19 protein-coding genes are annotated in these 23,679 nt (G+C 55.9%); 7 read left to right on the top strand and 12 right to left on the bottom strand.

Annotation, left to right across the window (positions count from 1 at the left end):
• Nucleotides 1-15 precede the first annotated feature (15 nt).
• The 4 genes from ACIQYF_RS04715 to ACIQYF_RS04700 all read right to left on the bottom strand — a co-directional run bounded on the left by ACIQYF_RS04715 (nucleotide 16) and on the right by ACIQYF_RS04700 (nucleotide 4,246).
• Complete coding sequence (locus ACIQYF_RS04715; RefSeq protein ID WP_402857365.1) at nucleotides 16-849, bottom strand: carbohydrate ABC transporter permease; 834 nt, start codon at nucleotides 847-849, stop codon at nucleotides 16-18.
• A 7-nt stretch (nucleotides 850-856) separates the two neighbouring features.
• The gene (locus ACIQYF_RS04710; protein ID WP_402857363.1) at nucleotides 857-1,783 is read right to left on the bottom strand and encodes a carbohydrate ABC transporter permease; all 927 of its coding nucleotides are present in this window, start codon (nucleotides 1,781-1,783) and stop codon (nucleotides 857-859) included.
• 75 nt (nucleotides 1,784-1,858) lie between these two features.
• Nucleotides 1,859-3,169 (bottom strand): ABC transporter substrate-binding protein, encoded by a 1,311-nt coding sequence (locus ACIQYF_RS04705; protein ID WP_402857361.1) that lies wholly within the window; start codon nucleotides 3,167-3,169, stop codon nucleotides 1,859-1,861.
• Nucleotides 3,170-3,310: 141 nt separating this feature from the next.
• Entirely contained in the window at nucleotides 3,311-4,246 is a 936-nt protein-coding gene (locus tag ACIQYF_RS04700; RefSeq protein WP_402857359.1) for an AraC family transcriptional regulator, read from the bottom strand.
• A 100-nt stretch (nucleotides 4,247-4,346) separates the two neighbouring features.
• On the opposite strand from ACIQYF_RS04700, the gene cobF reads away from it, so the two are divergent.
• Together cobF and ACIQYF_RS04690 are read left to right on the top strand one after the other, a co-directional pair.
• Nucleotides 4,347-5,099: a precorrin-6A synthase (deacetylating) gene (gene cobF / locus ACIQYF_RS04695; protein WP_402857357.1), complete on the top strand. Its 753-nt coding sequence runs from the start codon at nucleotides 4,347-4,349 to the stop codon at nucleotides 5,097-5,099.
• Nucleotides 5,100-5,221: 122 nt separating this feature from the next.
• On the top strand, nucleotides 5,222-7,249 hold the full coding sequence (locus tag ACIQYF_RS04690) for an acyltransferase family protein (protein ID WP_402857355.1): 2,028 nt from the start codon (nucleotides 5,222-5,224) through the stop codon (nucleotides 7,247-7,249).
• Here the strand turns inward: ACIQYF_RS04690 and ACIQYF_RS04685 are convergent.
• On the bottom strand, nucleotides 7,207-8,496 hold the full coding sequence (locus tag ACIQYF_RS04685; RefSeq protein WP_402857353.1) for a glycosyltransferase: 1,290 nt from the start codon (nucleotides 8,494-8,496) through the stop codon (nucleotides 7,207-7,209). The two genes, ACIQYF_RS04690 and ACIQYF_RS04685, sit on opposite strands and share 43 nt — an antisense overlap.
• Nucleotides 8,497-8,691: 195 nt before the next feature.
• Nucleotides 8,692-9,693 carry a DNA-binding protein gene (locus ACIQYF_RS04680; RefSeq protein ID WP_402857351.1) on the bottom strand — a complete coding sequence of 334 codons (1,002 nt, stop codon included), beginning with the start codon at nucleotides 9,691-9,693 and terminating at the stop codon, nucleotides 8,692-8,694.
• A 178-nt stretch (nucleotides 9,694-9,871) separates the two neighbouring features.
• Between ACIQYF_RS04680 and ACIQYF_RS04675 the strand changes: the two genes are divergently transcribed.
• From ACIQYF_RS04675 to ahpF, 3 genes are all read left to right on the top strand, one after another.
• Complete coding sequence (locus ACIQYF_RS04675; RefSeq protein WP_402857349.1) at nucleotides 9,872-10,810, top strand: site-specific integrase; 939 nt, start codon at nucleotides 9,872-9,874, stop codon at nucleotides 10,808-10,810.
• Between the two features lie 172 nt (nucleotides 10,811-10,982).
• Nucleotides 10,983-11,546 carry an alkyl hydroperoxide reductase subunit C gene (gene ahpC, locus ACIQYF_RS04670; RefSeq protein ID WP_322241564.1) on the top strand — a complete coding sequence of 188 codons (564 nt, stop codon included), beginning with the start codon at nucleotides 10,983-10,985 and terminating at the stop codon, nucleotides 11,544-11,546.
• A gap of 128 nt (nucleotides 11,547-11,674) precedes the next feature.
• Nucleotides 11,675-13,237 (top strand): alkyl hydroperoxide reductase subunit F, encoded by a 1,563-nt coding sequence (ahpF, locus tag ACIQYF_RS04665; protein WP_402857346.1) that lies wholly within the window; start codon nucleotides 11,675-11,677, stop codon nucleotides 13,235-13,237.
• 55 nt (nucleotides 13,238-13,292) lie between these two features.
• Here ahpF and gloA read toward each other — a convergent pair whose 3' ends face one another.
• The 3 genes from gloA to ACIQYF_RS04650 form a co-directional block, all read right to left on the bottom strand.
• Nucleotides 13,293-13,814 (bottom strand): lactoylglutathione lyase, encoded by a 522-nt coding sequence (gene gloA, locus ACIQYF_RS04660; RefSeq protein ID WP_402857344.1) that lies wholly within the window; start codon nucleotides 13,812-13,814, stop codon nucleotides 13,293-13,295.
• A gap of 443 nt (nucleotides 13,815-14,257) precedes the next feature.
• Nucleotides 14,258-14,617, bottom strand: a complete 360-nt coding sequence (locus ACIQYF_RS04655) for a histone-like nucleoid-structuring protein, MvaT/MvaU family (RefSeq protein WP_402857342.1) — start codon at nucleotides 14,615-14,617, stop codon at nucleotides 14,258-14,260.
• Between the two features lie 218 nt (nucleotides 14,618-14,835).
• Nucleotides 14,836-16,386: an EAL domain-containing protein gene (locus ACIQYF_RS04650; RefSeq protein ID WP_402857340.1), complete on the bottom strand. Its 1,551-nt coding sequence runs from the start codon at nucleotides 16,384-16,386 to the stop codon at nucleotides 14,836-14,838.
• A 334-nt stretch (nucleotides 16,387-16,720) separates the two neighbouring features.
• Between ACIQYF_RS04650 and hppD the strand changes: the two genes are divergently transcribed.
• Nucleotides 16,721-17,797, top strand: a complete 1,077-nt coding sequence (hppD, locus tag ACIQYF_RS04645; protein WP_402857338.1) for a 4-hydroxyphenylpyruvate dioxygenase — start codon at nucleotides 16,721-16,723, stop codon at nucleotides 17,795-17,797.
• 48 nt (nucleotides 17,798-17,845) lie between these two features.
• Here hppD and ACIQYF_RS04640 read toward each other — a convergent pair whose 3' ends face one another.
• Genes ACIQYF_RS04640 through ACIQYF_RS04630 form a run of 3 tightly spaced genes read right to left on the bottom strand, consistent with a single transcriptional unit; the run spans nucleotide 17,846 to nucleotide 22,850 of the window.
• Complete coding sequence (locus ACIQYF_RS04640; RefSeq protein WP_402857336.1) at nucleotides 17,846-18,484, bottom strand: DUF1345 domain-containing protein; 639 nt, start codon at nucleotides 18,482-18,484, stop codon at nucleotides 17,846-17,848.
• A gap of 56 nt (nucleotides 18,485-18,540) precedes the next feature.
• A complete protein-coding gene (locus ACIQYF_RS04635) occupies nucleotides 18,541-21,642 on the bottom strand; it encodes a multidrug efflux RND transporter permease subunit (RefSeq protein ID WP_402857334.1) in 3,102 nt (1,033 codons plus the stop codon).
• A gap of 2 nt (nucleotides 21,643-21,644) precedes the next feature.
• On the bottom strand, nucleotides 21,645-22,850 hold the full coding sequence (locus ACIQYF_RS04630) for an efflux RND transporter periplasmic adaptor subunit (protein ID WP_402857332.1): 1,206 nt from the start codon (nucleotides 22,848-22,850) through the stop codon (nucleotides 21,645-21,647).
• 127 nt (nucleotides 22,851-22,977) lie between these two features.
• Between ACIQYF_RS04630 and ACIQYF_RS04625 the strand changes: the two genes are divergently transcribed.
• Nucleotides 22,978-23,679, top strand: a complete 702-nt coding sequence (locus ACIQYF_RS04625) for a response regulator (RefSeq protein WP_402857330.1) — start codon at nucleotides 22,978-22,980, stop codon at nucleotides 23,677-23,679.

The raw sequence follows: 23,679 nt of genomic DNA, 5'->3' as shown, positions 1-23,679 counted from the left end.
CTCCAGTCGTTATTTTTATTTAACCGCGCCGAAAGACAACCCGCGCACCAGTTGCTTCTGGCTGATCCAGCCAAAAATCAGGATGGGCGCACAGGCCAAGGTCGACACCGCCGATAATTTGGCCCAGAACAAGCCTTCGGGGCTTGAGTAAGAGGCGATCAGGGCCGTCAGCGGCGCAGCGCTGGAGGACGTCAGGTTCAGCGACCAGAAAGCCTCGTTCCAGCACAAAATCAGTGACAGCAGCAGGGTCGAGGCCAGTCCGCCTTTGCTGATGGGCAGCAACACGCGAACCATCTCTTGCCACAGGGTGGCGCCGTCCAGCCGGGCGGCTTCGAGGATGTCCTTGGGGATGTCCTTGAAGTAGGTGTAGATCATCCAGACCACAATCGGCAGGTTGATCAGGGTGTAGATGATGATCAGCGCTGCGCGGGTATCGAGCAGGCCGAAGGTCTTGGCCAGCAGGTAAATCGGCATCAGCACGCCCACCGGTGGCAACATTTTGGTGGAGAGCATCCACAGCAGCGTGCCTTTGGTGCGCTTGGTCTCGTAGAACGCCATCGAGTACGCGGCCGGGATCGCAATCAGCATGCACAGGACGGTGGCAGTGAACGAGATCACCACCGAGTTCCAGGCAAAGTGAAAGTACCCACTGCGCTGTTCAATGTGCAGGTAGTTCTCAAGCGTAGGGGTAAAGATGAACTGCGGTGGCGAGGCAAACGCGTCGAGTTCGGTCTTGAAGCTGGTCAGTACCATCCAGAAGATCGGGAAGAAGATCAGGATGGCGATGGCCCAGGCCAGCGTACCGAGCAACACGCTTTGCAGACGGCGAGATTGTTGAAGTGTCATCACTGGGCCCTCACGGCTTGTCTGTCAGGTTTTTGCCGAGCATGCGCACCAAAATGATGGCCGCAATATTGGCAATGACCACCGCGATCAACCCACCGGCCGAGGCCATGCCGACATCGAATTGCACCAGTGCCTGGTTGTAGATCAGGTACGCCAGGTTGGTCGACGCGTAGCCAGGGCCGCCGTTGGTGGTGGTAAAGATTTCAGCGAACACCGATAGCAGAAAGATGGTTTCAATCATCACCACCACAGCAATCGGCCGTGCCAGGTGCGGCAAGGTCAGGTGCCAGAAAATCGCAATCGGCCCTGCACCATCCAGGCGCGCGGCTTCTTTTTGCTCTTGGTCCAGCGACTGCATGGCCGTCATCAGAATCAGGATGGCAAAGGGCAGCCACTGCCACGACACAATGATGATGATCGACAGCAGCGGGTAGTGCGCCAACCAGTCAACCGGTTGGGCACCGAACAGCTTCCAGACGGCAGCCAGCACGCCGGATACCGGGTGAAAGATCAGGTTTTTCCAGATCAGCGCCCCTACAGTCGGCATGATGAAAAACGGCGAAATCAGCAGCACCCGCACGATGCCGCGGCCCATGAAATCCGTGGCCTCCAGTAGAGCGCTGATCAGTACCCCCAGCACCACGCTGATCAGCAATACACTGCCCACCAGCAGCAAGGTATTGGTCATGCCAGGCATAAAGCCTGAGTCGGTGAGGAAGTAGGTGAAGTTTTCCAATCCCACGAACTGGTTTTCGCCGGGGTATAGCAGGTTGTAGCGGATCAACGAAAAGTACAGCGTCATGGCCAGCGGCACGATCATCCACAGCAGCAACAGCGCCACTGACGGCGAGACCAGAAACCAGCCGGGGTTCAATAGCCGGGATTGACGCACCGGGGGTGGGGCGTCAATCGCTGTCGTAACAGTCGTAGTCGTCATGGTGAATACACCGAATTAGGCAGACAATTTTCCTGTAGTGCTGCCGCAGGCGGCGACGACAGGATTCGCAAACGTTTACTTTGGATAACCCGCGCGTTTCATTTCGCGCTCGGTGGTTTGTTGGGCTGCCGTCAGCGCTTGATCCACCGTGGTCTGGCCAATCAGCGCGGCCGAGAAGAACTTGCCAACCTGAGTGCCGATGGCCTGAAACTCCGGAATGGTCACCAACTGGATGCCCACATAAGGCACGGGCTTGAGTGTCGGGTCTTTAGGGTTAGCCGCTTTGAGCGACTCCAGCGTGACCTTGGCAAACGGCGCGGCCTGAAGGTAGGCATCGGTGTAGGTCGAGTTGCGGGTGCCGGGTGGCACGTTGGCGATGCCGTCTTTTTCAGCCACGAGCGCGCCGTATTCTTTAGACGTGGCCCAGGTGCTGAAGGTTTTGGCGGCCTCTTTGGCCTTGGAACTGGTGGGAATGGCCAGTGCCCAGGAGTACAACCAGGCGCTACCTTTGTCGGTGACTTGATGCGGGGCGAAAGTAAAACCGACATGGTCAGCGACCTTGCTCTGCGTCTTGTCGGTGACAAACGAGCCGGCCACGCTGGCGTCGACCCAGATGGCGCATTTACCGCTGTTGAACAGGGCCAGGTTTTCGTTGAAGCCATTACTGGTGGCGCCCGGCGGCCCGGATTCCTTCATGGTGTTGACGTAGAAGTTCAGCGCGTTTTTCCACTCAGGGCCGGTGAATTCTGGCTGCCATTTTTCATCAAACCAGCGCGCGCCGTAGGCATTGGCGAGAGTACTGATCAACGCCATGTTCTCGCCCCAGCCAGCTTTGCCCCGCAGGCAAATGCCGTATTGCTCCTTTTCTGGTTGGTTCAGTTGCTTGGCAAACCCGGCGATCTGCTCCCAGGTAGGACGCTCAGGCATGGTCAGCCCGGCATCTTTGAACAGGTCGGTGCGGTAATAGGTCATTGAGCTTTCGGCGTAAAACGGCAGCGCGTATAGCGTGCCTTTGACTGACAAGCCGTCGCGCACAGATGGGAACACATCTTCAATAGCGTAAGTGGCCGGCAAGTCGGTCATGGGCTCGAGCCACCCCTTGGCGCCCCAGAGTGCAGCTTCGTACATTCCGATGGTCAGCACGTCAAACTGGCCGCCCTGAGTCGCAATGTCGGTGGTCAAACGCTGGCGCAGTACGTTTTCTTCCAGCACCACCCAGTTGAGCTTGATGTCGGGGTGCTCGCTCTCGAAGGTCTTCGCGAGCTTTTGCATGCGGATCATGTCGCTGTTGTTGACCGTGGCGATGGTCAGGGTTTGCGCGCCCAGGCTGATGCCGCTGAGGGTCATGCAAGTTGCGACACACAACGCTTTGACAGGAATATTCATCGAGCACTCCTCTTCATCGGCCTGACGGCTTTTGAAGGACGGTTATTGTTTTTATCACTGCTTACCCCAGGGTAAGCACGTGGGCTGATTACAGCCCCCAATCACCGCCGTGACAAAGCGTTGGCAACACTTGAACCGATACTATTTTGCACTGCGCAAACGTTCATCCTGTGCCGGCAGGTTTTGCTCGGTTAACCGTTGCACCGCAAGGCGTCGATAGTGCGAAGGGGTCATGCCTTTTAGTTGCTGGAAGCGCCGATTAAAGTTGGAAATGTTGCTGAAACCCGACTCGAAACACACGTCGGTGACAGCTTTCTCTCCGTCGGCCAGTAACTCGCAGGATTTGCTGATGCGCAGGCGGTTAACAAACTCGATGAAACAGCGCCCGGTGGCTTGCTTGAACACGCGAGAAAAATAGGTGGGTTTCATGCCCATGTGCGCCGCGACCTCTTCGAGCGTCAGCTCACGGGCGTAGTGGCTAAAAATATAGTCCACGGCGCGGTTGGTGCGATCGATGGTCTGTTCGTCAGCGAGGTGCCCCGCCGTCACACCTGACAGCAGTTGATAGTCGTCACAATCGGCCAGCAATTGCAGGAGAATCAAAAAGTGCCCCAGGCGGGTGATACCTGTTGAATCGGCAATCGCCTGCATCAGGTCAACGGCTTGGCGAATGGTCTTTTTGCCACGAAACTCGATGCCGTACTGCGCTCGGTCCAGCATCGGCGTCAGGCTTTTCAGCTCGGCAAACACCGAACTCGCGCCCTCAAGCAGTTCATCGGTGAAATTCACCAGCATGTCGCGCAAGGGCACTACTTCATCCTCGGCCACCTGGCTGATCCAGTTGTGCGGCAAATTGGGTCCGGTCAGAAACAGTGTTTCGGGGTAAAAATTGCCGATATAGTCGCCGACAAATACCTTGCCACTGCTGGCCATAATGAGGTGCAGTTCGTATTCCTTGTGGAAATGCCAGCGCACTAGCGGGCAAGGGAAGCCATGCTGGCGATAGATGATCGACAAACCGTTATGGTCGTCCATCAGCTCATAAGACGGGTCTGTTGCTCTGGCAAGTCGAGGCATGGGCGCGGGCTTTGAGTGTTGTTGTGCGACAGATCATGCTGCCTTTTCAAATTTCCTACCAGTGAAGGGAAATTTCCTGTCCGCTAAAGGATGCGACGCAATGAAAACACTGTTACTTATCGGCATCGGCGCGGGCGACCCGGAGCACATTACAGTGCAGGCGATCAACGCGCTTAACCGCGCCTCAGTGTTTTTTGTGCTGGACAAGGGCCAAGCGACAGAAGATCTGGTGCGCCTTCGCCTGGAAATCTGTGAGCGATACATCGCCGGGCCTAATTACCGCGTGGTGCACGTAAGCGACCCGCAGCGTGATAGCTCAACGCCTTCCTACACGCAGGGCGTGGAGGACTGGCATGAGCAGCGTGCCGAGGTATTCACGCAGTTGATAGAGCAAGAGCTGGCCGATGGCGATTGCGCGGCGTTCTTGCTGTGGGGCGAGCCCGGGTTGTATGACAGCACCTTGCGCATTCTGGATCGGGTGCGCGCCAAAGGTTGCTCAGACTTTGACTATGAAGTGATCCCTGGTGTCAGCAGTGTACAGGCGCTCGCAGCTCGGCATCGCGTACCGCTGAACGGGATTGGGCAGCCCATTCGCATCACCACGGGGCGACGTCTTGTCGCCGATGACCTGGACAACGTGGTGGTGATGCTCGACGCGCACTGTGCGTTTGAGCAGTTTGTGCACGAAGACGTCGATATTTACTGGGGCGCTTACATAGGCACAGCGGATGAAATCCTGATTGCGGGCAAGCTGTCGCAGGTGTGTGAGCAAATCAAACACACCCGCGAGGCCGCTCGGCAGCGCAAAGGCTGGATCATGGATACGTATTTGCTACGTAAACGAGTCGATTAAAAGTGCTGCAAGGCTGTGAATAGATCCAATTCCTACACGCAAAAGGGATGATGATTACCGCGCTTATCTCGCAAGGGCGTTAGTTTCGATGTCTGAAACTAAATGCAAAAAGGAAGCGGGCAATGCGTGAGCCTTCACTTGTCTACATCCCTGCGATAGATGGCCTGCGTGCTATTGCTGTTCTCGCCGTCATCATTTTTCATGTCGACTTTCTGACTTTTCTCCCCGGAGGCTTTACCGGGGTCGATCTGTTCTTTGTGATCTCCGGTTATGTGATTAGCCAGTCGCTAAGCCAGCGTGGTGATGCGCGCTTTGCCGATTTTTTAATGGATTTTTATCGTCGGCGCTTTTTACGTATTTTGCCGGCGTTGCTGGTGGTTCTGCTGGTCAGCTTTCTGGTGTCCGCCATGTTCATGCCGCAGTTCTGGCTGAGTGAGCAGATGAGTCGCACGGGGCTGGCAGCCTTCTTTGGCGTTAGCAATGTGGCGTTAGCCTGGACCACAGGCACCTACTTTGCGCCCGCTAATGATCTCAATCCTTATTTGCAGACGTGGTCGCTGGGGGTTGAGGAGCAGTTTTATCTGATCTTCCCTGCGCTTTACTTCATCTGGCTTCGTTACAGAAGGCGCACCGCCATGGCCTGGGCTGTGCTGCCGTTGTTGGCCATCGCCTCGCTGGCCGTGAGCGCCTTTGAGACAAACACCGATCAACTGGCAGCCTTCTACTTATTGCCTGGGCGCTTTTGGGAGTTGGCCGTCGGGGCCATGCTGTTCCAGGTTGTGGGGTCGCAATGCGGTTTGCTGCGTTCCAGAGCACTGGCTGGCGGGTTGCTGGGGTGCGGCTTTGCATTGTTGATGTCAGGTTTTCTGCTTGCCGGGCGCAACGCCTTTCCTTTTCCTTGGGCGATTATCACGGTGTGCGGGGCGGTGCTGATGATCGCCGCAGTGGTGTTACCTGCTGAAGGCTATAGCTCAGGGTTTCAGCGCATTTTGCAAGCTCCCTGGCTGACCTACATCGGTCGCTTGTCTTACTCGTTGTACCTGTGGCACTGGCCAGTGCTGGTGTTGTTAAGATGGACCGTCGGCACAGAACTGCTGATCGTCCAGTTGTTATACCCGGTCGTGGTCTGGGGGTTGGCAGCCAGCACCTATCGCTGGGTTGAAACGCCATTGCGCGCAGGCAGATCGTTTTGGCAGTGTCGAGCGTGGGCCACGGTCGCGCTGAGCATCAGTTCAATTTGTCTGGCGGGATGGGGCGCGTATTGGATCAGCCAGAATACTGAGCGCCTGTCGCTCAGTCAGACGCGCGACACTTACAACTGGTACGCCTACAAACACTATCCCCAAGAGCCGTTTACCAAAATCGAGTCCCCATGGTTGTTGGGGCGCCAGTTGTTTGTGATTGGCGACTCACACACGGCGGCCTATCGCACGCTTCTCAACTTTGCGTCGCTCAGGTTGGGGATCAAGGTGATCGAGTACGAGCAGGGCGGCTGCGGCGTGGTCAGTTTGATGGCGGCTGACCCCGCTAAATGTGCGGCACGCCGGGTAACCGATTTCAAGGACATTGAGGCGCGCGCCAAACCGGGTGACATTGTGTTTCTTGCATCGCTGAGAATGCCCCAGCTTCAGGGGCGTGGCTGGGAGCGAGGGGCCGAAGTGGTGTTAAACGAGATCCTTTCTGAGCGGACCTTGGAACGTAGCCGCGCCGCCCAACACTCAGCCGAAGAGGTGTTAACGCGCCTGCAGGCGGCAGGGGTCACGGTTCTGATTGACGCACCCAAGCCCCTGTTCAAAGCGCCTGCAAGCCGTTGTTCGGACTGGTTTAACGACATGAACCCGGTTTGCGCGGCGGGCCTGACGGTAAAGCGCGATCTGCTTGAACGTTTGCGTGCACCGCAAATGCATCAACTGGAGCAGTTGCAGCGTGAGTATCCCGGTCTGGTGGTCTGGGATCCGTTCCCATTGCTGTGTCCGGGCTCGGTCTGTTCAGCTTATGACAACAATGGGCAGCCGCTGTTTTTTGACTCACATCATCTAAGTGGCCACGGTAATCGTGTTCTTGAGTCTTCCTTTGTTCAGTTATTACTGAGCATCTGGAGCAAGCCTTACGTGCGGTTTTTCGCCTCGATCCACTGCGACATGTATTGAGTACTTTTGTGCTGATGATGACGCAGCATGGCGCCGGTGAAGTTGTTACGGCGGTGCTGTTCAAGTCCGGCACGGCAGTCTTTGATACGTTGCACCAGCGCCGGGCCGTGGCTGGCTTGTAAGTAGCGCGCGTTGAGCAGTGCCAGCCCCTGTTGTTGCGCAAGGTGCCACGCGTGCGGGTTTTGATACAGCTCGACAGCAGCCCCCGCAATGGCACTGGCGCTCTGCTCAATGGCTCCGGCCCACGGCAAGTCGCCGTGCATCCCCTCAGCGCCGATCGGGGTGGTCACGTTCGGTGTTCCGCAGAGCATCGCGTCAGCAATCTTGCCTTTAATACCCGCGCCGAAACGCAGGGGCGCCAGGCAAATGCGCGCACTGCTCATCACCGCCAGTGCATCTTCGGCCCAATTGAGCACATGGAAGCCTTGCTTGGGGTTGTGCAGTGCCGTGGCTTTAGGTGGGGTATAGGCGCCATAGATGTGCAACTGCGCCTGGGGCAGTTGTTGACGGATCAGTGGCCATATATGGGTTTTCATCCATAGCACCGCATCCCAGTTCGGCGCATGCCGAAAGTTACCGATGCTCAAGAAGTGTTGGCGTTGTTCAAACGGCACGAACTCCACTGGAACGTTGTCGACCATCAACGGGCACCAGTGCAACAACGCCTTGGGGACATGGAACTGCTCCACAAGCAGATCAATCTCGTAGTCGGAAATCATCAGGTTAAGGTCGCTGCGATAGATGGCAGCGATTTCTCGCTGTGCCAGATCGGCATCGGCCATGTGCTCAAAGGTTTCGACGGGCGAAGGCGCGAACAGGTGACTGAAATCGTCCTGTTCGGGGGTGTGCTTGAGTTGCGCCTTGAGCTGTTGCTGGCGGGCGTCACGCAGGCTTTGCAGGTCGGAGGTTTCGAGCACGCGCAAGGCGTTCGGGCATTGTTTCTCGACACGCCAGCCGAACTGCTCCTCCATCATGAAACGGTCAAACAGCACGATGTCAGGGGCCAGTTCGCTGATAAAGGCATCAAAGCTGCTGTTATTGAGCTCGATACTGACTTCGTTGATGCCCAACGCCGCCAGATCGGCCTTGTGTTCGCCAATGCCTGCCGGGCTGCTGAAGGTGATCTGCCAGCCTTCCTGTAGAAAACTCTCGATAATTTGCATCATGTGTCCGCCCGCCGCCGAGGAGCGTGGCTCGGGCCACACGTAGCCAATGATCAGGACGTGGGTAGGGCGGGACGACGACATGAGCAGATCCTTGGAGCCTGAAGACTGAAAAAAGGCGGCAATTAAAGCACAACTGAGCTCTCGCTTTGGGTGTCCATGTATTTACACCTTTTTTAATTCCCGGCGTTGGTGCTGCCGCAGCCTGCGATCGTTTGGTCTTTACAAGATCACGGTCGCGGCAGCGCCTACGAGAGTGCGGTGATCGCCGGGTTTGGGTTAGAGCTCGTGCGGTTTGTGCGCTGGCTCGCTCGGGATGGCCTTGAGGCTTTCCAGTGCGGTTTCGGCTTTCACGGCTCTGAGGGTCAGTGCGGCATTGGCTTCCTGGATGTGTGCCTGTGCGTGTTTCAGGGCCTCAGTTTCTTGCGTTGCAACGCGCAAACGCTCATGGAGCAAGGTGCGCTCGCTGTCCAGCTGGCTTATTTGCGCGCTCAGGCGTTCGTTGAGATTGCTGAGTTTGTATAGCTGATCGTTGGCCTGGTTCAATTCTTTGCTCACTGCACGGCTTTCGCTCAGTACGCGTTCGTTGTCGCGGTGTAACTGGGTGATTTCATCCTGACGCACCAAGGCGCTTTGCTGTGCCTGACGCAACTCCATCTGTATCTGTTGCACCTGGCCTTCATGGCGACGCTGATCCTGCTCGCGCTGCTCTTTGACGGCACTGCGGTAGTGCTCGAGTGCGTCACGGGCGTGCAGGTGTTTTTCTTCCAGTGAGCGGATTTGCTCGTCACGGTCATTCAGGCGCAGCTCAAAATCGCTGCACGCCTGATTGAGTGCCGCGTTACGGGTCTGCTCGGTTTGCAGCATGGAGCGGGTGGATTCCAGATTGGCCGTCTCCTGGCTCAAGGCGTTGCCCTGAATGTCTAGCTGCTGCTTGAGGTGTGCTTGCGCCTGTTGTGCTTCGGCCAGTTGATTCTGCAACTCGTTCTTGAGTTGTTCGTAGTGCGCTTGAGCACGATCAATTGGCTCTTGTGCCTGTTCTTGCAGGCGCTGAGCGAGGCGGGCGACCAGTTCGGTCAGCTCATCGCCTATCTGTTCCCGAGGCACGCCACGGCGCGAATCAACCTCGTCCAGCTCCTTCAGGTAGCGGTGGATCGTGGTTTTCGAGCCTGTATTGCCCATTTCAATACGTACTGCATCGATGCTGGGGTGTTCGCCGCGAGCCAGGATTGCCGTGCGTGCAATTTGCACCACCGCCTTGTTTACGCCGCCACGAGCCATGGCTATCTCCTACGATTATGTACTGTGGTATGTATCATGTAATTACGTACTATATTAGCACTTAATTTTTGCACTTATTTGATATTTTACAGGCGGGATATACTGGTATTATCCCGTGCTAGAGCCCTAAAACTGTTTTTTAGGTTCTGTTTCAGTACGCCAATCAAGAGAACCGTGCATGAGTGAGCTGGATCGCTACTTAAATGCCGCGACCCGCGACAACACCCGTCGCAGCTATCGGGCGGCCATCGAACACTTCGAGGTGACCTGGGGCGGCTTCTTGCCCGCTACCAGCGACAGCGTGGCGCGCTATCTGGTGGCGCACGCGGGCCAACTGTCGATCAACACGCTCAAGCTGCGCCTGTCAGCGATTGCTCAGTGGCATAACAGCCAGGGCTTTGCCGATCCGACCAAGGCGCCTGTGGTGCGTAAGGTGTTCAAAGGGATTCGCGCGCTGCACCCGGCACAAGAAAAACAGGCAGAGCCGCTGCAGTTGCAGCACTTGGAAAAAGTCATCGACTGGCTCGAAGGCGAGGCACAAGCCGCACAGGCCAACGCCGATCAAGCCGGCTTGCTGCGCGCACGACGCGACGCGGCACTGATCCTGCTGGGGTTTTGGCGCGGCTTTCGCAGTGACGAGTTGTGTCGTTTGCAAATCGAGCACGTGCAGGCCGTGGCAGGCTCTGGCATTACCCTCTATCTACCGCGCAGCAAAAGTGATCGCGACAATCTGGGTAAAACCTTTCAAACCCCGGCCTTGCTTCGGCTATGTCCAGTGCGCGCCTACATCGAATGGCTCAATGCGTCGGCCTTGGTGCGTGGTCCGGTATTCAGGGGGATCGATCGCTGGGGCAATCTGGGGGAGGAGGGGTTGCACGCCAATAGCGTGATTCCATTACTGCGCCAGGCGCTGGAGCGCGCCGCAATTGCGGCCGAGCAATACACCAGTCACTCGCTTCGTCGCGGTTTTGCAACATGGGCGCATCAAAGTGGGTGGGACTTGAAGTCGCTGATGAATTACGTCGGCTGGAAAGACATCAAGTCAGCCATGCGCTATGTTGAATCCACCCCGTTTGCCGGGATGAGCATCACCGCTGAAAAACGCATTGGAAGCTGATCGAGATCAGCTTGAAAGTCGGGCGCATGATCCATATTGAGTTTTTGACTCTATAGAGGGTCGACTGATAGCCAAAACCAATCATGAGCATCAGCTTTGCCAATGAGCCAGTTACGAAATGAGTTGTTAGGATTCACCCCATCAACTTTTCAACCCTGACGGAGAGTCAACGATGCCTATCATCAACAGCCAAGTAAAACCGTTCAAAGCGACTGCATACAAAAACGGCAACTTCGTGGAAGTGTCGGACGCTGACCTGAAAGGCAAGTGGTCTGTCGTGTTCTTCTACCCAGCTGACTTCACCTTCGTTTGCCCAACCGAGCTGGAAGACCTGGCTGACAACTACGAAGAGTTCAAAAAACTCGGCGTGGAAATCTACAGCGTGTCGACAGACACCCACTTTGCTCACGCTGCCTGGCACAACACTTCGCCAGCCATCGGCAAAATCCAGTACACCATGATCGGCGACCCGACGCTGACCATCTCCCGCAACTTCGACGTGCTGATCGAAGAAGCAGGTCTGGCTGACCGCGGTACTTTCGTGATCAACCCAGAAGGTCAGATCAAAATTGTTGAACTGAACGACGGCGGCGTTGGCCGTGACGCTTCCGAGCTGCTGCGCAAAATCAAGGCTGCTCAGTACGTTGCTGCTCACCCAGGCGAAGTGTGCCCAGCCAAGTGGAAAGAAGGCGAAGCCACTCTGGCTCCATCGCTGGACCTGGTTGGCAAGATCTAAGTCTGTGAACCAGCCAAGGGCGGTGATCCGCACCTGAGTTGCAAGCTGCATCGCCCTCAAAACGCCCGGGCGACATTCGCTCGGGCGTTTTTTTTACACAGAATTTATCGTTTAAGGAGATCGCCCGTATGTTGGACGCCAATCTAAAAGCTCAGTTGAAGTCATACCTGGAGCGGGTCACACAGCCGATCGAGATCGTTGCTTCGCTCGACGACGGTGCGAAATCCCGCGAAATGCATGACCTGCTAAAAGAAATTACCAGCCTGTCCAGCCACATTACCTTGCTGGATAACGGCAACGATGCGCGCAAGCCTTCGTTTTCATTGAACCGCCCGGGCGGCGATATCAGCCTGCGTTTTGCCGGTATCCCGATGGGCCACGAATTTACATCGCTGGTGTTGGCCTTACTGCAAGTGGGCGGTCACCCATCGAAAGCCAGTCCTGAAGTGATTGAGCAAATCCGCTCACTCAAAGGTGAGTTCAACTTCGAGACCTACTTCTCGCTGTCATGCCAGAACTGCCCGGACGTGGTGCAGGCGCTGAACCTGATGGCGGTCCTCAACCCGAACATTCGCCATGTGGCGATTGACGGTGCGTTGTTCCAGGACGAAGTCACCGAGCGCCAGGTGATGGCGGTTCCTAGCGTTTACCTGAACGGGGTTAACTTTGGTCAGGGCCGCATGGGCCTCGAAGAGATCCTTGGCAAGCTGGACACCAGCGCGATTGAGCGTCAGGCCGAGAAAATCAACGCCAAAGAAGCGTTTGATGTGCTGGTCATTGGTGGCGGTCCTGCCGGTGCGGCGGCTGCGATTTATGCAGCGCGCAAGGGTATTCGTACCGGTGTGGCGGCTGAGCGATTTGGTGGCCAGGTCCTTGACACTATGGCCATCGAGAACTTCATCTCGGTTCAGGAAACTGAAGGGCCTAAACTGGCGACCGCGCTGGAAGAGCACGTCAAGCAGTACGACGTTGACATCATGAACCTGCAGCGTGCTGACACGCTGCTGCCAGGCAAGGCGGGCGAGCTGCACGAAGTCAAATTCGCCAGTGGCGCTTCGCTGAAAGCCAAGACTGTGATTCTGGCAACCGGTGCCCGCTGGCGTGAGATGAATGTGCCCGGCGAGCAGGAATACCGCAGCCGCGGTGTGGCGTACTGCCCGCACTGTGATGGCCCGCTGTTCAAAGGCAAGCGTGTTGCCGTTATCGGTGGTGGTAACTCGGGTGTTGAAGCCGCTATCGACCTCGCCGGTATCGTTTCTCACGTGACCCTGCTTGAGTTCGACACCAAGCTGCGCGCTGATGCTGTCTTGCAGCGCAAGCTCAACAGCCTGCCTAACGTGACTGTGATTACCAACGCGCGGACCACCGAAGTCACAGGCGACGGCCAGAAAGTCAATGGCTTGCGTTATGAAAATCGCGAAACCAAAGTCGTGCATGACATCGCACTGGAAGGGATCTTCGTACAGATTGGCTTGTTGCCCAACACCGACTGGCTCAAAGGTACGATTGAGCTTTCACCTCGCGGCGAAATTGTTGTCGATGCGCGCGGTGAAACGTCCATCCCAGGGATCTTTGCGGCTGGCGATGTAACGACTGTGCCTTACAAGCAGATTGTGATTGCAGTAGGTGAGGGGGCCAAAGCCTCGCTCAGCGCCTTTGATCACTTGATCCGGTCTTCCGCGCCGGAATAATGGTCAGGACATAAAAAAACCCATGAGCGATCATGGGTTTTTTTTGTGTCCGACTTTACAGCGGTGTGGGCTGAATGATCTCTACCCAATAAGCGTCCGGGTCTTTGACGAATGCCAGCGACTTCATGCGGCCGTCAGTCAGGCGCTTCTGGAAATCCACGCCCAGCGTTTCGAAGCGCTCGCAGGCGGCAACAATGTCAGGGACGGAAATGCAGATATGGCCAAAGCCACGTGGGTCAGTGTTGCCGTTGTGGTAGGCAAACTCCGGATCGTTTTCGGTACCGTGGTTATGAGTCAACTCAAGGATGCCGGGAATCGACTTCATCCACTGCGTGCGTGCTGCATCGTCTGTCGGGATTTGCGCCTTGTCGACCAAGGCCAGGAAGTACAGGCTGAATTCGGCTTCAGGGAAGTCACGTTTTTCAACCAATGAGAAACCCAGGACGCGGGTGTAGAAATCGAGGGATTTTTCGATGTTCTTCACGCGCAGCATGGTGTGGTTAAAGACGAATTTTTGGGTAGCGCTGTCCGGTTGTGCCGTAACGCCAGGGATGTTGTTCAGATCTTGCAGGCTCATGAACCCTCCGAAAGTGCTGCATGGGTAATGGGTCGATGGGCGAATGATACGGAATGTGACGGCTTGCGCCAAACCCGTTTGCAGCAAAAGACCTTTGTCTGAGGGCACCCCTGATGATCAGAATGGGGCGAGGTGACAAAATGCAGGTAAAAAGAAGCCCGCCGAAGCGGGCATGGGGCGCTAGTCCTTTAGCAGTCTCTATCCTGTGGCGCATCATGTGAAAAATCTGTGAAAGATATTGATCTTGCTCGGCCTTTCCTCTCAAAAGACAAGCCAGTCGTCTGCAACGGATTTTTCCTACTTGGCTTTGCGCATTTATACTTCGTTAATAGTTGTACTTGGGTAGAAGCGTCCTGACACGCGATCGTTGCATCGTTTGAACATTTAAAGGATTGCCTGTCAGCGGGCGTCTAAGTGAACCGTATTTTTATAACGCTAACGTATTAAGTCCTCAGCCAAGACTCGACGGTGGCAGCGCCGTATTGTTCTTTCCAGGCCTTAAGGCCACGGTGGTTGCCGCCTTTAGTTTCAATCAGCTCGCCGGTGTGCGGATTTTTATACACTTTTAAAACCCGCGCCTTACGCTGCTTTGGGGCTGCGGAATGTTTTGCAGCAGACGGGTTTGGATCAAGTATGGCCACAATCTCACGCAGGCCTTTACCATAAGACTTCATCAATGATTGGAGTTTTTGTTCGAACTCGATTTCCTTTTTCAGCCCGGCATCATTTTTCATGGCTTCCAATTGCGCCAGTTGTTCTTGAAGCGCTTTTTCAGCGGCGCGGTATTCGGCAAGTCTAGACAAAGTCATTACTCCAGTCATAGCTTCGGCGTAGGCGCCGAAGTGAATTAATGAGGCATGGTATGCAGCTAGTTGACAGGGCCGTGAGCCAACAGTTCAGACGTCATTAAAAGGCTGCGAAATGCACTGTTAACATTCTTCAATCGGTCAAAAAAATTGTAGTTGTTAATTCCCACAGTGCCAGCCGATGTTTGCTCAATACGAACAACGGTCCGAGTGTTTTAACCTGCCATTGTATGCTTGGCCACTAATGACTTGATGAAGTCGTCTGCCGGCAGAGGGCGTGCAAAGAGATAACCTTGTAAAAACTCAACCCCTTTTGACACCAGATACTGGCTTTGCTCCTCTGTTTCTACACCTTCAGCCACAACACCCAAATCCAGCTTGGCGCTAAGCTCAATAATGCTGTCCAGAATATGCCTGGGTAATGCATCGGCGCCGATCATGGCAACAAAACTTTGGTCGATTTTCAAATAGTCGACGTTAAAATCATGCAAGTAACTGAGGCTTGAGTGACCTGTACCAAAGTCATCAATGGCAATCATGACCCCCAGTTCGTGGAGGGCCGCAAACAGCGTGTGGGTCGTTTCGTCAGGAATGATCAATTCGCGCTCGGTTAGCTCCAGCACAAGATTAATGTGCCCCTTGGGAAAGGCGTTGAGGAACTGGCGGCAGTCTTCAATTAACTCAAGGTCCTGGCAATGGCGAGCGGTGATATTGAAAGCCAAATGAAACCCCGGGCTCATGCTGTTGACGTGAGGGGCCAGCAAGGCTGAGGATTGCCGCATCAGCGAGCGCGTCATTGGAACAATCAGGCCAGAATGTTCGGCGAACGGGATAAACAAATCCGGACGCACCAGACCTTCTTTGGGGTGTTGCCAGCGCATCAGTACTTCGGCACCGACCCATTGTTTGGTATCCCCGCGCACGACGGGCTGGAAGTACGGAATAAACTCTGCGGCGTCGAGGCCGCGTTGTAATTCGTGGGTCGGCGCTGATGAGCGTTTCAGCAAGCGCTGAACAGTGGCCGCCGATATCAAGCCCAAAAAGACAAGTAAGCCGATGAATCCTGAGTATTCGTCAAGCACATGTTGCACGATGACCCCGTCTTTGAATCCCGCCACAACTTGATAGGGAAATTGAGTCGAGGGGACGGTAACTTGTGCCACCGCAAAGGCAGGTGAAGGTGTGTCACGTACTTGGCCGTACCGGTCAATCCAGCGGTTGCCCACTTGAATCAATAGCTGGGTTTTCTGGTTGATTAACCCCAAAACGTTGACCAAGTGAAAACCATAAAGACTGACCAGCACCCCTTTATGGTCTTTTTGTTTGCGGTAAATCAGCAGGGGATCATCAGGAGTCACCGGGTTTCCGGGCAGCAGCCACAACACGCCACCGGCATACTTGTCCGGGGTGACTTCTTCTTTAAAGCTGCCGAATAAAGAGGTGCAGTAAATCTGATTGTCCCAGACCAGATTCACTGAGCGTACGAAGGGGCGCCGCGTGACCTGGTCACGCAAGGCCAATTCAACCTGGGCGCAATCCTGGCCTGCGAGTGGCAACACCACATCGGCCGCAAGGGAGGCATTGTCTAACATTAAGTCAAACTGACGAACTGCTTCGGCAGCGGTCTCGGTGGCCAGTATTTCCAATGAGCGCTGGGCCTGCCAAAGAATTATGAACACGCCCAATACAATGGGAAGTAATCCACTGAGTACAATCAACGCGTAGCGATCGGTCCATTTTCGATTCAACTTCAGCGTGAGGGGCATTAGGGATCCTGCGGATTAGAGAGGGCTTGAGCATAAATCAGCTCGTAATCGCGTAAGGCTAGCACTGCTTTCAGGCTATTTCACATGGGGGTAGGACAAACCAGATTACGCCATGTAGAATCGGCTTACGCATACAAGAATAATGACTTCTGTCAGCAGAAGTCCCTACCGCGTAAGAGATGGGTCGAAATGAAGATATTCGGGTTCCAACTGATCTACGGAGATTTCCTGGCGCGCAGTGTGCGCGGGATCTCTTGCGCGCCGCCTGTGTGCCTCAGCATTCTTAGCAAATAACCCCTGTTAATTCTAAAAATGACTCTGATGAGGCGCCAACATGGCTGATCTATACGAAAACCCAATGGGCCTGATGGGCTTTGAATTCATCGAATTCGCAGCCCCCGTCCCTAATACCCTCGAACCGATCTTTGAAATCATGGGCTTCACCAAGGTGGCGACCCATCGTTCCAAGGACGTGCACCTGTATCGCCAGGGGCAGATCAACCTGATCCTCAATAACGAGCCGCACAGCGTGGCCTCTTATTTTGCCGCTGAGCACGGGCCATCGGTATGCGGCATGGCGTTCCGCGTGCGCAATGCGCAGAAAGCTTACTCACGCGCACTCGAACTGGGCGCTCAGCCCATCGAAATTCCCACCGGCCCTATGGAGTTGAACCTGCCTGCCATCAAAGGCATCGGCGGTGCACCACTGTACTTGATCGACCGCTACGGCGAGGGCAGCTCGATTTACGACATCGACTTTGTATTTATCGAAGGCGTTGAGCGAAATCCTGTCGGCGCCGGGCTGAAAATCATCGACCACCTGACACACAACGTGTATCGCGGTCGCATGGCTTACTGGGCCAACTTCTACGAAAAACTGTTCAACTTCCGTGAGATTCGTTACTTCGATATCAAGGGTGAATACACCGGCCTCACGTCCAAAGCGATGACCGCCCCCGATGGCATGATCCGCATCCCGTTGAACGAAGAGTCGTCTAAAGGCGCGGGTCAGATCGAAGAGTTCCTGATGAAGTTCAACGGCGAAGGCATTCAGCACGTTGCCTTCCTCACGGATGATTTGATCAAGACGTGGGATGCGCTGAAAAAAATCGGCATGCGCTTCATGACCGCTCCACCCGACACGTACTACGAAATGCTTGAAGGCCGTTTGCCGAACCATGGTGAATCAGTTGAAGCGTTGCAGTCGCGTGGCATTTTGCTGGATGGTTCTTCGGTCGAAGGTGACAAGCGTTTGCTGCTGCAAATCTTCTCTGAGAACCTGATGGGGCCGGTGTTCTTCGAGTTTATCCAGCGCAAGGGCGATGATGGTTTTGGCGAAGGTAACTTCAAGGCCCTGTTCGAATCCATCGAACGTGACCAGATCCGTCGCGGTGTGCTTGAAACTGACTAACTAACACGCCCCCTGCAGGAGCGAGCAGTTCGCTCCTGCAGATAGGCGTCAAAACAATCCTGCCGCGATGTTGATCGAAAACCCCAATACCGCCGTATTGAACAAAAACCCCAACAGTGAGTGGCCAAGCACGGCTTTGCGCATTTCACGGGTGGCGATGCTCACGTCCGATGTCTGCACCGCAACGCTCAGGGTGAAAGAGAAGTACATGAAGTCCCAGTAATCCGGGTTCAGTTCACCTTCGGGGAAGCGCAATGCGGGCTCCGATCCTTCGTTGTTATAAAACAGTCGCGCATAGTGCAGGCCGAAAATAACCCCAATCATTAGCCACGAGCCCACCACGGTCATCCCGGTGAACGCGTAGTGAATCAGTTGATCGGCATTGCTGAGCTTGCTGTTGCCGGAGAGTTCCAGGGTGATGGCTGCCAGGCTGGCGATAGCAGCAATGCTCACCGTGAACAACACCATGCTGGCATTTTCGTCTTCAACTTCTGCCGTACGCTTAACGTCGGCAACCTTGGAGCGCAGCATCAACCACAGCGTCAACAGTAAATACAGCCAGACGCCAGCGTTCCAGCCCAATAGAACCTTGGTGGTCAGTGTGGCGGCGGGAGCAAAAATGCCGACCGCTACCCCTATGACGGTGGCAGCGGTCAAGCGGGGGTGGGTGCGTGCAAGGTGCGGCATCGACAATACTGTCCCTGTTACTGAGTGTTGCCGAACCTTAGCACGCGCAGCAGCAGTTAGCCTTGACGTGGCTTGCTGCGAGTCAGTTTCATGACCACTACAAAAAACACCGGGACAAAGACCACGGCCAGGGTGGCAACGATCATGCCGCCGATGACGCCGGTGCCAATGGCTTGCTGGCTGGCCGAACTGGCACCGGTCGCAATCGCCAGCGGCACCACGCCCAGGATAAATGCCAGCGAGGTCATAATAATCGGGCGCAAGCGCAAGCGCGCCGCCTGAACGGTCGCGTCTACCAGATCATGGCCTTCGTCGTACAAGGTCTTGGCGAACTCGATGATCAGAATAGCGTTCTTGGCCGACAGGCCGATGATGGTGATCAAGCCCACTTTGAAGAACACGTCATTGGGCATGCCGCGCAAGGTGACAGCTAAAACTGCACCGAGAATGCCCAAGGGCACGACCAGCAATACAGCGGTCGGGATCGACCAGCTTTCATACAGCGCCGCCAGACACAAGAACACCACCAGGAGCGACAGCCCGAGTAACATCGGAGCCAGCGTTCCGGAGAGTTTTTCCTGGAGCGACAAACCCGTCCACTCAAGGCCCATGCCGGCAGGCAGTCGATCAACCAGGCGTTGCATTTCAAGCATCGCTTCGCCAGTACTGTGACCGGCTGCTGCTTCGCCAGAAATACTCACCGCCGGGTAGCCGTTGTAACGCGACAACTGGGACGGCCCTTGAATCCAGCGTGCCTGGACAAAGGCCGACAACGGGACCATTTTGCCCAGGTTGTTGCGCACATTGATCTTGAGCAGGTCTTCGACCTGGCTGCGCTGGTCCCCCTCTGCTTGTACCACGACCCGCTGCATGCGCCCCTGATTCGGGAAGTCGTTGACATAGGCAGAGCCCACGGCTGTCGACAGTACGTTACCAATATCAGCAAACGAGATGCCCAGTGCATTGGCCCGTTTGCGGTCGACTTCAAGCTGTACCTGCGCACTCTCTGCCAAGGCGCTTTCACGCACGTTGGCCAGTGCCTGGCTTTTCTCGGCCAGCGCCAACAGCTCGGTGCGAGCTTGCATCAGCACGTCATAACCGACGCCGCCACGGTCTTGCAGACGCAACTCAAAACCGCTGGAAGTGCCAAGACCGCTGACCGCAGGTGGCAAGATAGCGAACGCCACCGCATCCTTGAGTTCGCCGAAGAATCCATTGGCCCGATCAGCAATGGCCGAGGCGGAATCCTTGACACCCCGGGTCGACCAGTCTTTGAAGGTGGTGAAAGCCAACGCTGCGTTTTGCCCGCTGCCCGAGAAGCTGAAGCCCAGAATCATCGTGGTATTGCCCACGCCTGGCTCTGTGGCGTAGTGCGCCTCGATCTGTTGGGCCACTTTAATGGTGCGGTTCTGACTGGCACCCGGTGGCAACTGGATGTCAGTAATGATAAACCCCTGATCTTCAACCGGCAGAAACGAGGAGGGCAGGCGTGCAAAACACACCACCAGCACCACCACCAACGCACCGTATAGCAGCAGATAACGCCCGCTGCGCTTGATCAGGTGCACCACCCAGTGCTCGTAGCCTTCGGACATGCGCTCAAACGTGCGGTTGAACCATCCGAAAAAGCCGCTCTTGGCATGGTGTTCGTCCTTGGCGATGGGTTTGAGCAAGGTCGCGCACAGCGCCGGGGTCAGCGACAGGGCCAAAAACGCCGAAAACAGAATCGAGGTGGCCATTGCCACCGAGAACTGCTGATAAATCACCCCGACCGAACCCGGCATAAACGCCATGGGGATGAACACGGCGACCAGCACCAGGGTGATACCGATAATGGCGCCGCTGATTTGTGTCATTGCCTTGCGAGTGGCCTCGCGGGGAGACAGCCCTTCGCTGACCATGATCCGCTCGACGTTCTCAACCACCACGATCGCATCGTCCACCAGAATACCGATGGCCAGCACCATGCCGAACATGGTCAATACGTTGATCGAGAACCCCATGACCAACATGGTGGCAAACGTGCCCATCAGTGCCACGGGCACCACCAGCGTAGGAATCAGGGTGTAACGGATGTTCTGCAAGAACAGGAACATCACTGCAAACACCAGCACCATGGCTTCGACCAGGGTGTAGATCACCTTGGTGATCGAGACTTTGACGAAAGGCGTGGTGTCATAGGGAATCTTGTATTCAACGCCGATCGGGAAGTAGTGACTTAGCTCGTCCATCTTGGCCCGGATCAAATTGCCCGTGCTCAAGGCGTTTGCCTCGGGAGCCAGTTTTACACTGAAGGCGCTGGAAGACTTGCCGTTCAGACGTGTACCGTACTGGTATTCCTGGCTGCCGATTTCAACCCGCGCCACATCGCTGATGCGTACCGAAGAGCCGTCTGGGTTCGCCCGCAGCACAATATCGCCGAACTCTTGCGGGCTCGACAGTTGGCCTTTGACCAGTACCGTAGCGGTAATCTCCTGCGTCGAGCGACCCGGCAAATCGCCGATGCTGCCGGCTGATACCTGGGCGTTTTGGCTGGCAATGGCCTGGCTGACGTCAGCAGGCGTGAGGTTGAAGGCAATCAGCTTTTGCGGGTTAATCCAGATTCGCATCGCGCGCTCGGAACCATACTGCTGGGCCTTGCCCACCCCTTCGACGCGCTTGACCTCGTTCATGACGTTGCGCGCCAGATAATCGCTGAGTGCAATTTCATCCAGCCCGCTGGTCTCGTCGGCGGTGAGCGTCACCAGCATCAAAAAGCCCGATGAAATCTTCTCGACCTGCAAGCCTTGCTGAATCACCGCCTGCGGCAGACGCGACTCCACTGCTTTAAGGCGGTTTTGCACGTTGACCTGCGCGAGTTCCGGATCGGTGCCAGGTTTGAAGGTCGCGGTAATGCTGGCACTGCCAAGGCTACTCTGGGACTCGAAATACAGCAGGCCGTCGGTACCGTTGAGCTCTTGCTCGATCAGGCTGACCACGCTTTCATCCAGGGTTTGTGCCGAGGCGCCGGGATACACCGCATACACTTCAACTTGCGGGGGCGCTACGTTCGGGTATTTGGCCACTGGCAACTGTGGGATTGCCAATGCCCCGGCCAGCACAATGAACAACGCCACTACCCAAGCAAAGATCGGGCGATCAATAAAGAACTGCGGCATGCTCACTGATCCATGGCGTGTGCGAGAGGAAGTTTGGGGTCATCAATTTGCACCTGTTCGCCGGGACGAGCATGTTGCAGACCTTCGATCACAATGCGGTCGCCAGCCTTGAGGCCGTCGTTGACGATCCAGCGATCATTCAATACACCGCCCAATTGCACAGGTTGCTGCTTGACCCGGTTCTCGGTATCGATCAGCAGCACCTGGGCTACACCGGCGCTGTCACGCAAAATGGCGCGCTGCGGCACGCTGATCCCTTGCTTGTTGACCGCTTGCTCCAGGCGCACCCTGACAAAGCTGCCAGGCAGCAGGTCGTGGTCCGGGTTGGCGAATTCGCTGCGCAGAATGATTTGCCCGGTGCTCGGATCAACACTCAGATCCGTGAACAGCAGTTTGCCGGGCAGCGGGTAAGGGCTGCCGTTGTCGCGGATCAAGGTGACGGCCGCCTGATTCTTGCCCACCTGTTGCAACTCGCCGGCGCGGAATGAATCACGCAGGTTGTCGAGATCGCGGGTCGATTGCATCAGGTCAACCTGAATCGGGTCCAACTGCTGAATGCGCGCCAAGGGGGTGACTTCGCCCTGACCCACCAGTGCGCCTTCAGTGACCAGTGCGCGACCGATGCGCCCGGAAATCGGGGCGGTCACGGTGGCGTAACCCAGGTTCAGCCTGGCGCGCTGTACCGCAGCCTTGTTGGCGGCCACATCGGCTTGCGCCTGCTGGGTTTGCGCGCGGGCGTTGTCGTAGTCCTGGCGGCTGACGGCATTGCTGTCAACCAAAGCGCTGTAGCGCTGATCTTGCAGTTTTGCCTGCAGCGCCAGTGCCTCGGATTTGCGCAGTGCTGCCTGAGCACTGTCCAACTCAGCCTTCAAGGGCGCGGGATCAATCACAAACAACACATCGCCTTGCTTGACTTCGCTGCCTTCCTCAAAAGCGCGTTTCAAAACCACTCCGGCGACGCGGGCGCTGACTTGAGCAACACGCGGAGCAACCACGCGGCCACTCAGTTCATTGGTGATCGACAGGCTTTGCGGGACGATGACTTCAGTGCTGACCTTAACCAAAGGTGTCTTTTGTTCAGTGGCGGGGCTTTTGCCGCAGGCACTCAGGGCTATAGCCAGTGCCGAAAGACATAGCGGGACGAAGAGCTTTTTCAACGTTCGTGCCTTCTTATAAATGCTGGATATGTCTGTAAAAGACCTTGGCATGCTAAGCGCAGCACGCAAAAGGCGTTGTGAAGCTGTGTAGGTGGTGTGTGAAAAAATGTGAAGGTTCTGCTCCTATCCCTTTGAGGTTGTATATCCTTCGGACTTTCCCTGTTTGTAAGCATTTATTATGCCCACTATTTTACTGGTCGAAGATGACGCCGCACTTTCGGAGCTGATTGCCAGCTATCTGGAACGCAACGGCTATCAAGTCAGCGTGATTGCACGCGGTGACCAGGTCCGTGACTTGGCGCGAAGCCATCCTGCAGACCTGGTGATTCTCGACCTGATGCTGCCGGGCCTTGATGGTTTGCAAGTCTGTCGTTTGTTGCGTGCCGACTCCGCGAGCCTGCCGATCCTGATGTTGACTGCGCGCGACGATAGCCATGATCAGGTGCTGGGGCTAGAAATGGGCGCCGACGATTATGTGACAAAACCTTGCGATCCCCGGGTGCTGTTGGCGCGCGTACGCACTTTATTGCGGCGCAGCAGCCTGACAGAGCCGCAGGTGGCCAGCGACCGGATTCTGATGGGCAACCTATGTATCGACCTGTCGGAGCGCACTGTGACATGGCGCGGTGACATCATCGAGCTCTCAAGCGGCGAATACAACCTCTTGGTGGTATTAGCCCGGCATGCCGGTGAAGTGCTCAGCCGAGACCAGATCTTGCAACGCCTGCGAGGCATTGAGTTCAACGGCACCGACCGCTCGGTGGACGTGGCTATTTCCAAGTTGCGGCGCAAGTTCGACGATGACGCCGGTGAAGCACGCAAGATCAAAACCGTGTGGGGCAAGGGTTACTTGTTCAGCCGCTCGGAATGGGAATGCTGA

The sequence above is a fragment of the Pseudomonas sp. NPDC096917 genome, from assembly GCF_044762555.1.
Taxonomy (GTDB): Bacteria; Pseudomonadota; Gammaproteobacteria; order Pseudomonadales; family Pseudomonadaceae; genus Aquipseudomonas.
This window is presented reverse-complemented; position numbering and strand designations above follow the sequence as displayed.

Bases quoted from the DNA above. Each gene is read 5' to 3' on its own strand.
- gloA (WP_402857344.1), bottom strand. From the start codon at position 13,814: ATGAGCCTGCAAGATCTGAACAACATCCCTGGCGTTACGGCACAACCG.
- ACIQYF_RS04635 (WP_402857334.1), bottom strand. From the start codon at position 21,642: ATGCCGCAGTTCTTTATTGATCGCCCGATCTTTGCTTGGGTAGTGGCG.
- ACIQYF_RS04650 (WP_402857340.1), bottom strand. From the start codon at position 16,386: ATGCCCCTCACGCTGAAGTTGAATCGAAAATGGACCGATCGCTACGCG.
- ahpF (WP_402857346.1), top strand. From the start codon at position 11,675: ATGTTGGACGCCAATCTAAAAGCTCAGTTGAAGTCATACCTGGAGCGG.
- ACIQYF_RS04705 (WP_402857361.1), bottom strand. From the start codon at position 3,169: ATGAATATTCCTGTCAAAGCGTTGTGTGTCGCAACTTGCATGACCCTC.
- ahpC (WP_322241564.1), top strand. From the start codon at position 10,983: ATGCCTATCATCAACAGCCAAGTAAAACCGTTCAAAGCGACTGCATAC.
- ACIQYF_RS04625 (WP_402857330.1), top strand. From the start codon at position 22,978: ATGCCCACTATTTTACTGGTCGAAGATGACGCCGCACTTTCGGAGCTG.
- ACIQYF_RS04630 (WP_402857332.1), bottom strand. From the start codon at position 22,850: ATGCCAAGGTCTTTTACAGACATATCCAGCATTTATAAGAAGGCACGA.
- ACIQYF_RS04690 (WP_402857355.1), top strand. From the start codon at position 5,222: ATGCGTGAGCCTTCACTTGTCTACATCCCTGCGATAGATGGCCTGCGT.
- hppD (WP_402857338.1), top strand. From the start codon at position 16,721: ATGGCTGATCTATACGAAAACCCAATGGGCCTGATGGGCTTTGAATTC.
- ACIQYF_RS04640 (WP_402857336.1), bottom strand. From the start codon at position 18,484: ATGCCGCACCTTGCACGCACCCACCCCCGCTTGACCGCTGCCACCGTC.
- cobF (WP_402857357.1), top strand. From the start codon at position 4,347: ATGAAAACACTGTTACTTATCGGCATCGGCGCGGGCGACCCGGAGCAC.
- ACIQYF_RS04675 (WP_402857349.1), top strand. From the start codon at position 9,872: ATGAGTGAGCTGGATCGCTACTTAAATGCCGCGACCCGCGACAACACC.
- ACIQYF_RS04700 (WP_402857359.1), bottom strand. From the start codon at position 4,246: ATGCCTCGACTTGCCAGAGCAACAGACCCGTCTTATGAGCTGATGGAC.
- ACIQYF_RS04680 (WP_402857351.1), bottom strand. From the start codon at position 9,693: ATGGCTCGTGGCGGCGTAAACAAGGCGGTGGTGCAAATTGCACGCACG.
- ACIQYF_RS04710 (WP_402857363.1), bottom strand. From the start codon at position 1,783: ATGACGACTACGACTGTTACGACAGCGATTGACGCCCCACCCCCGGTG.
- ACIQYF_RS04685 (WP_402857353.1), bottom strand. From the start codon at position 8,496: ATGTCGTCGTCCCGCCCTACCCACGTCCTGATCATTGGCTACGTGTGG.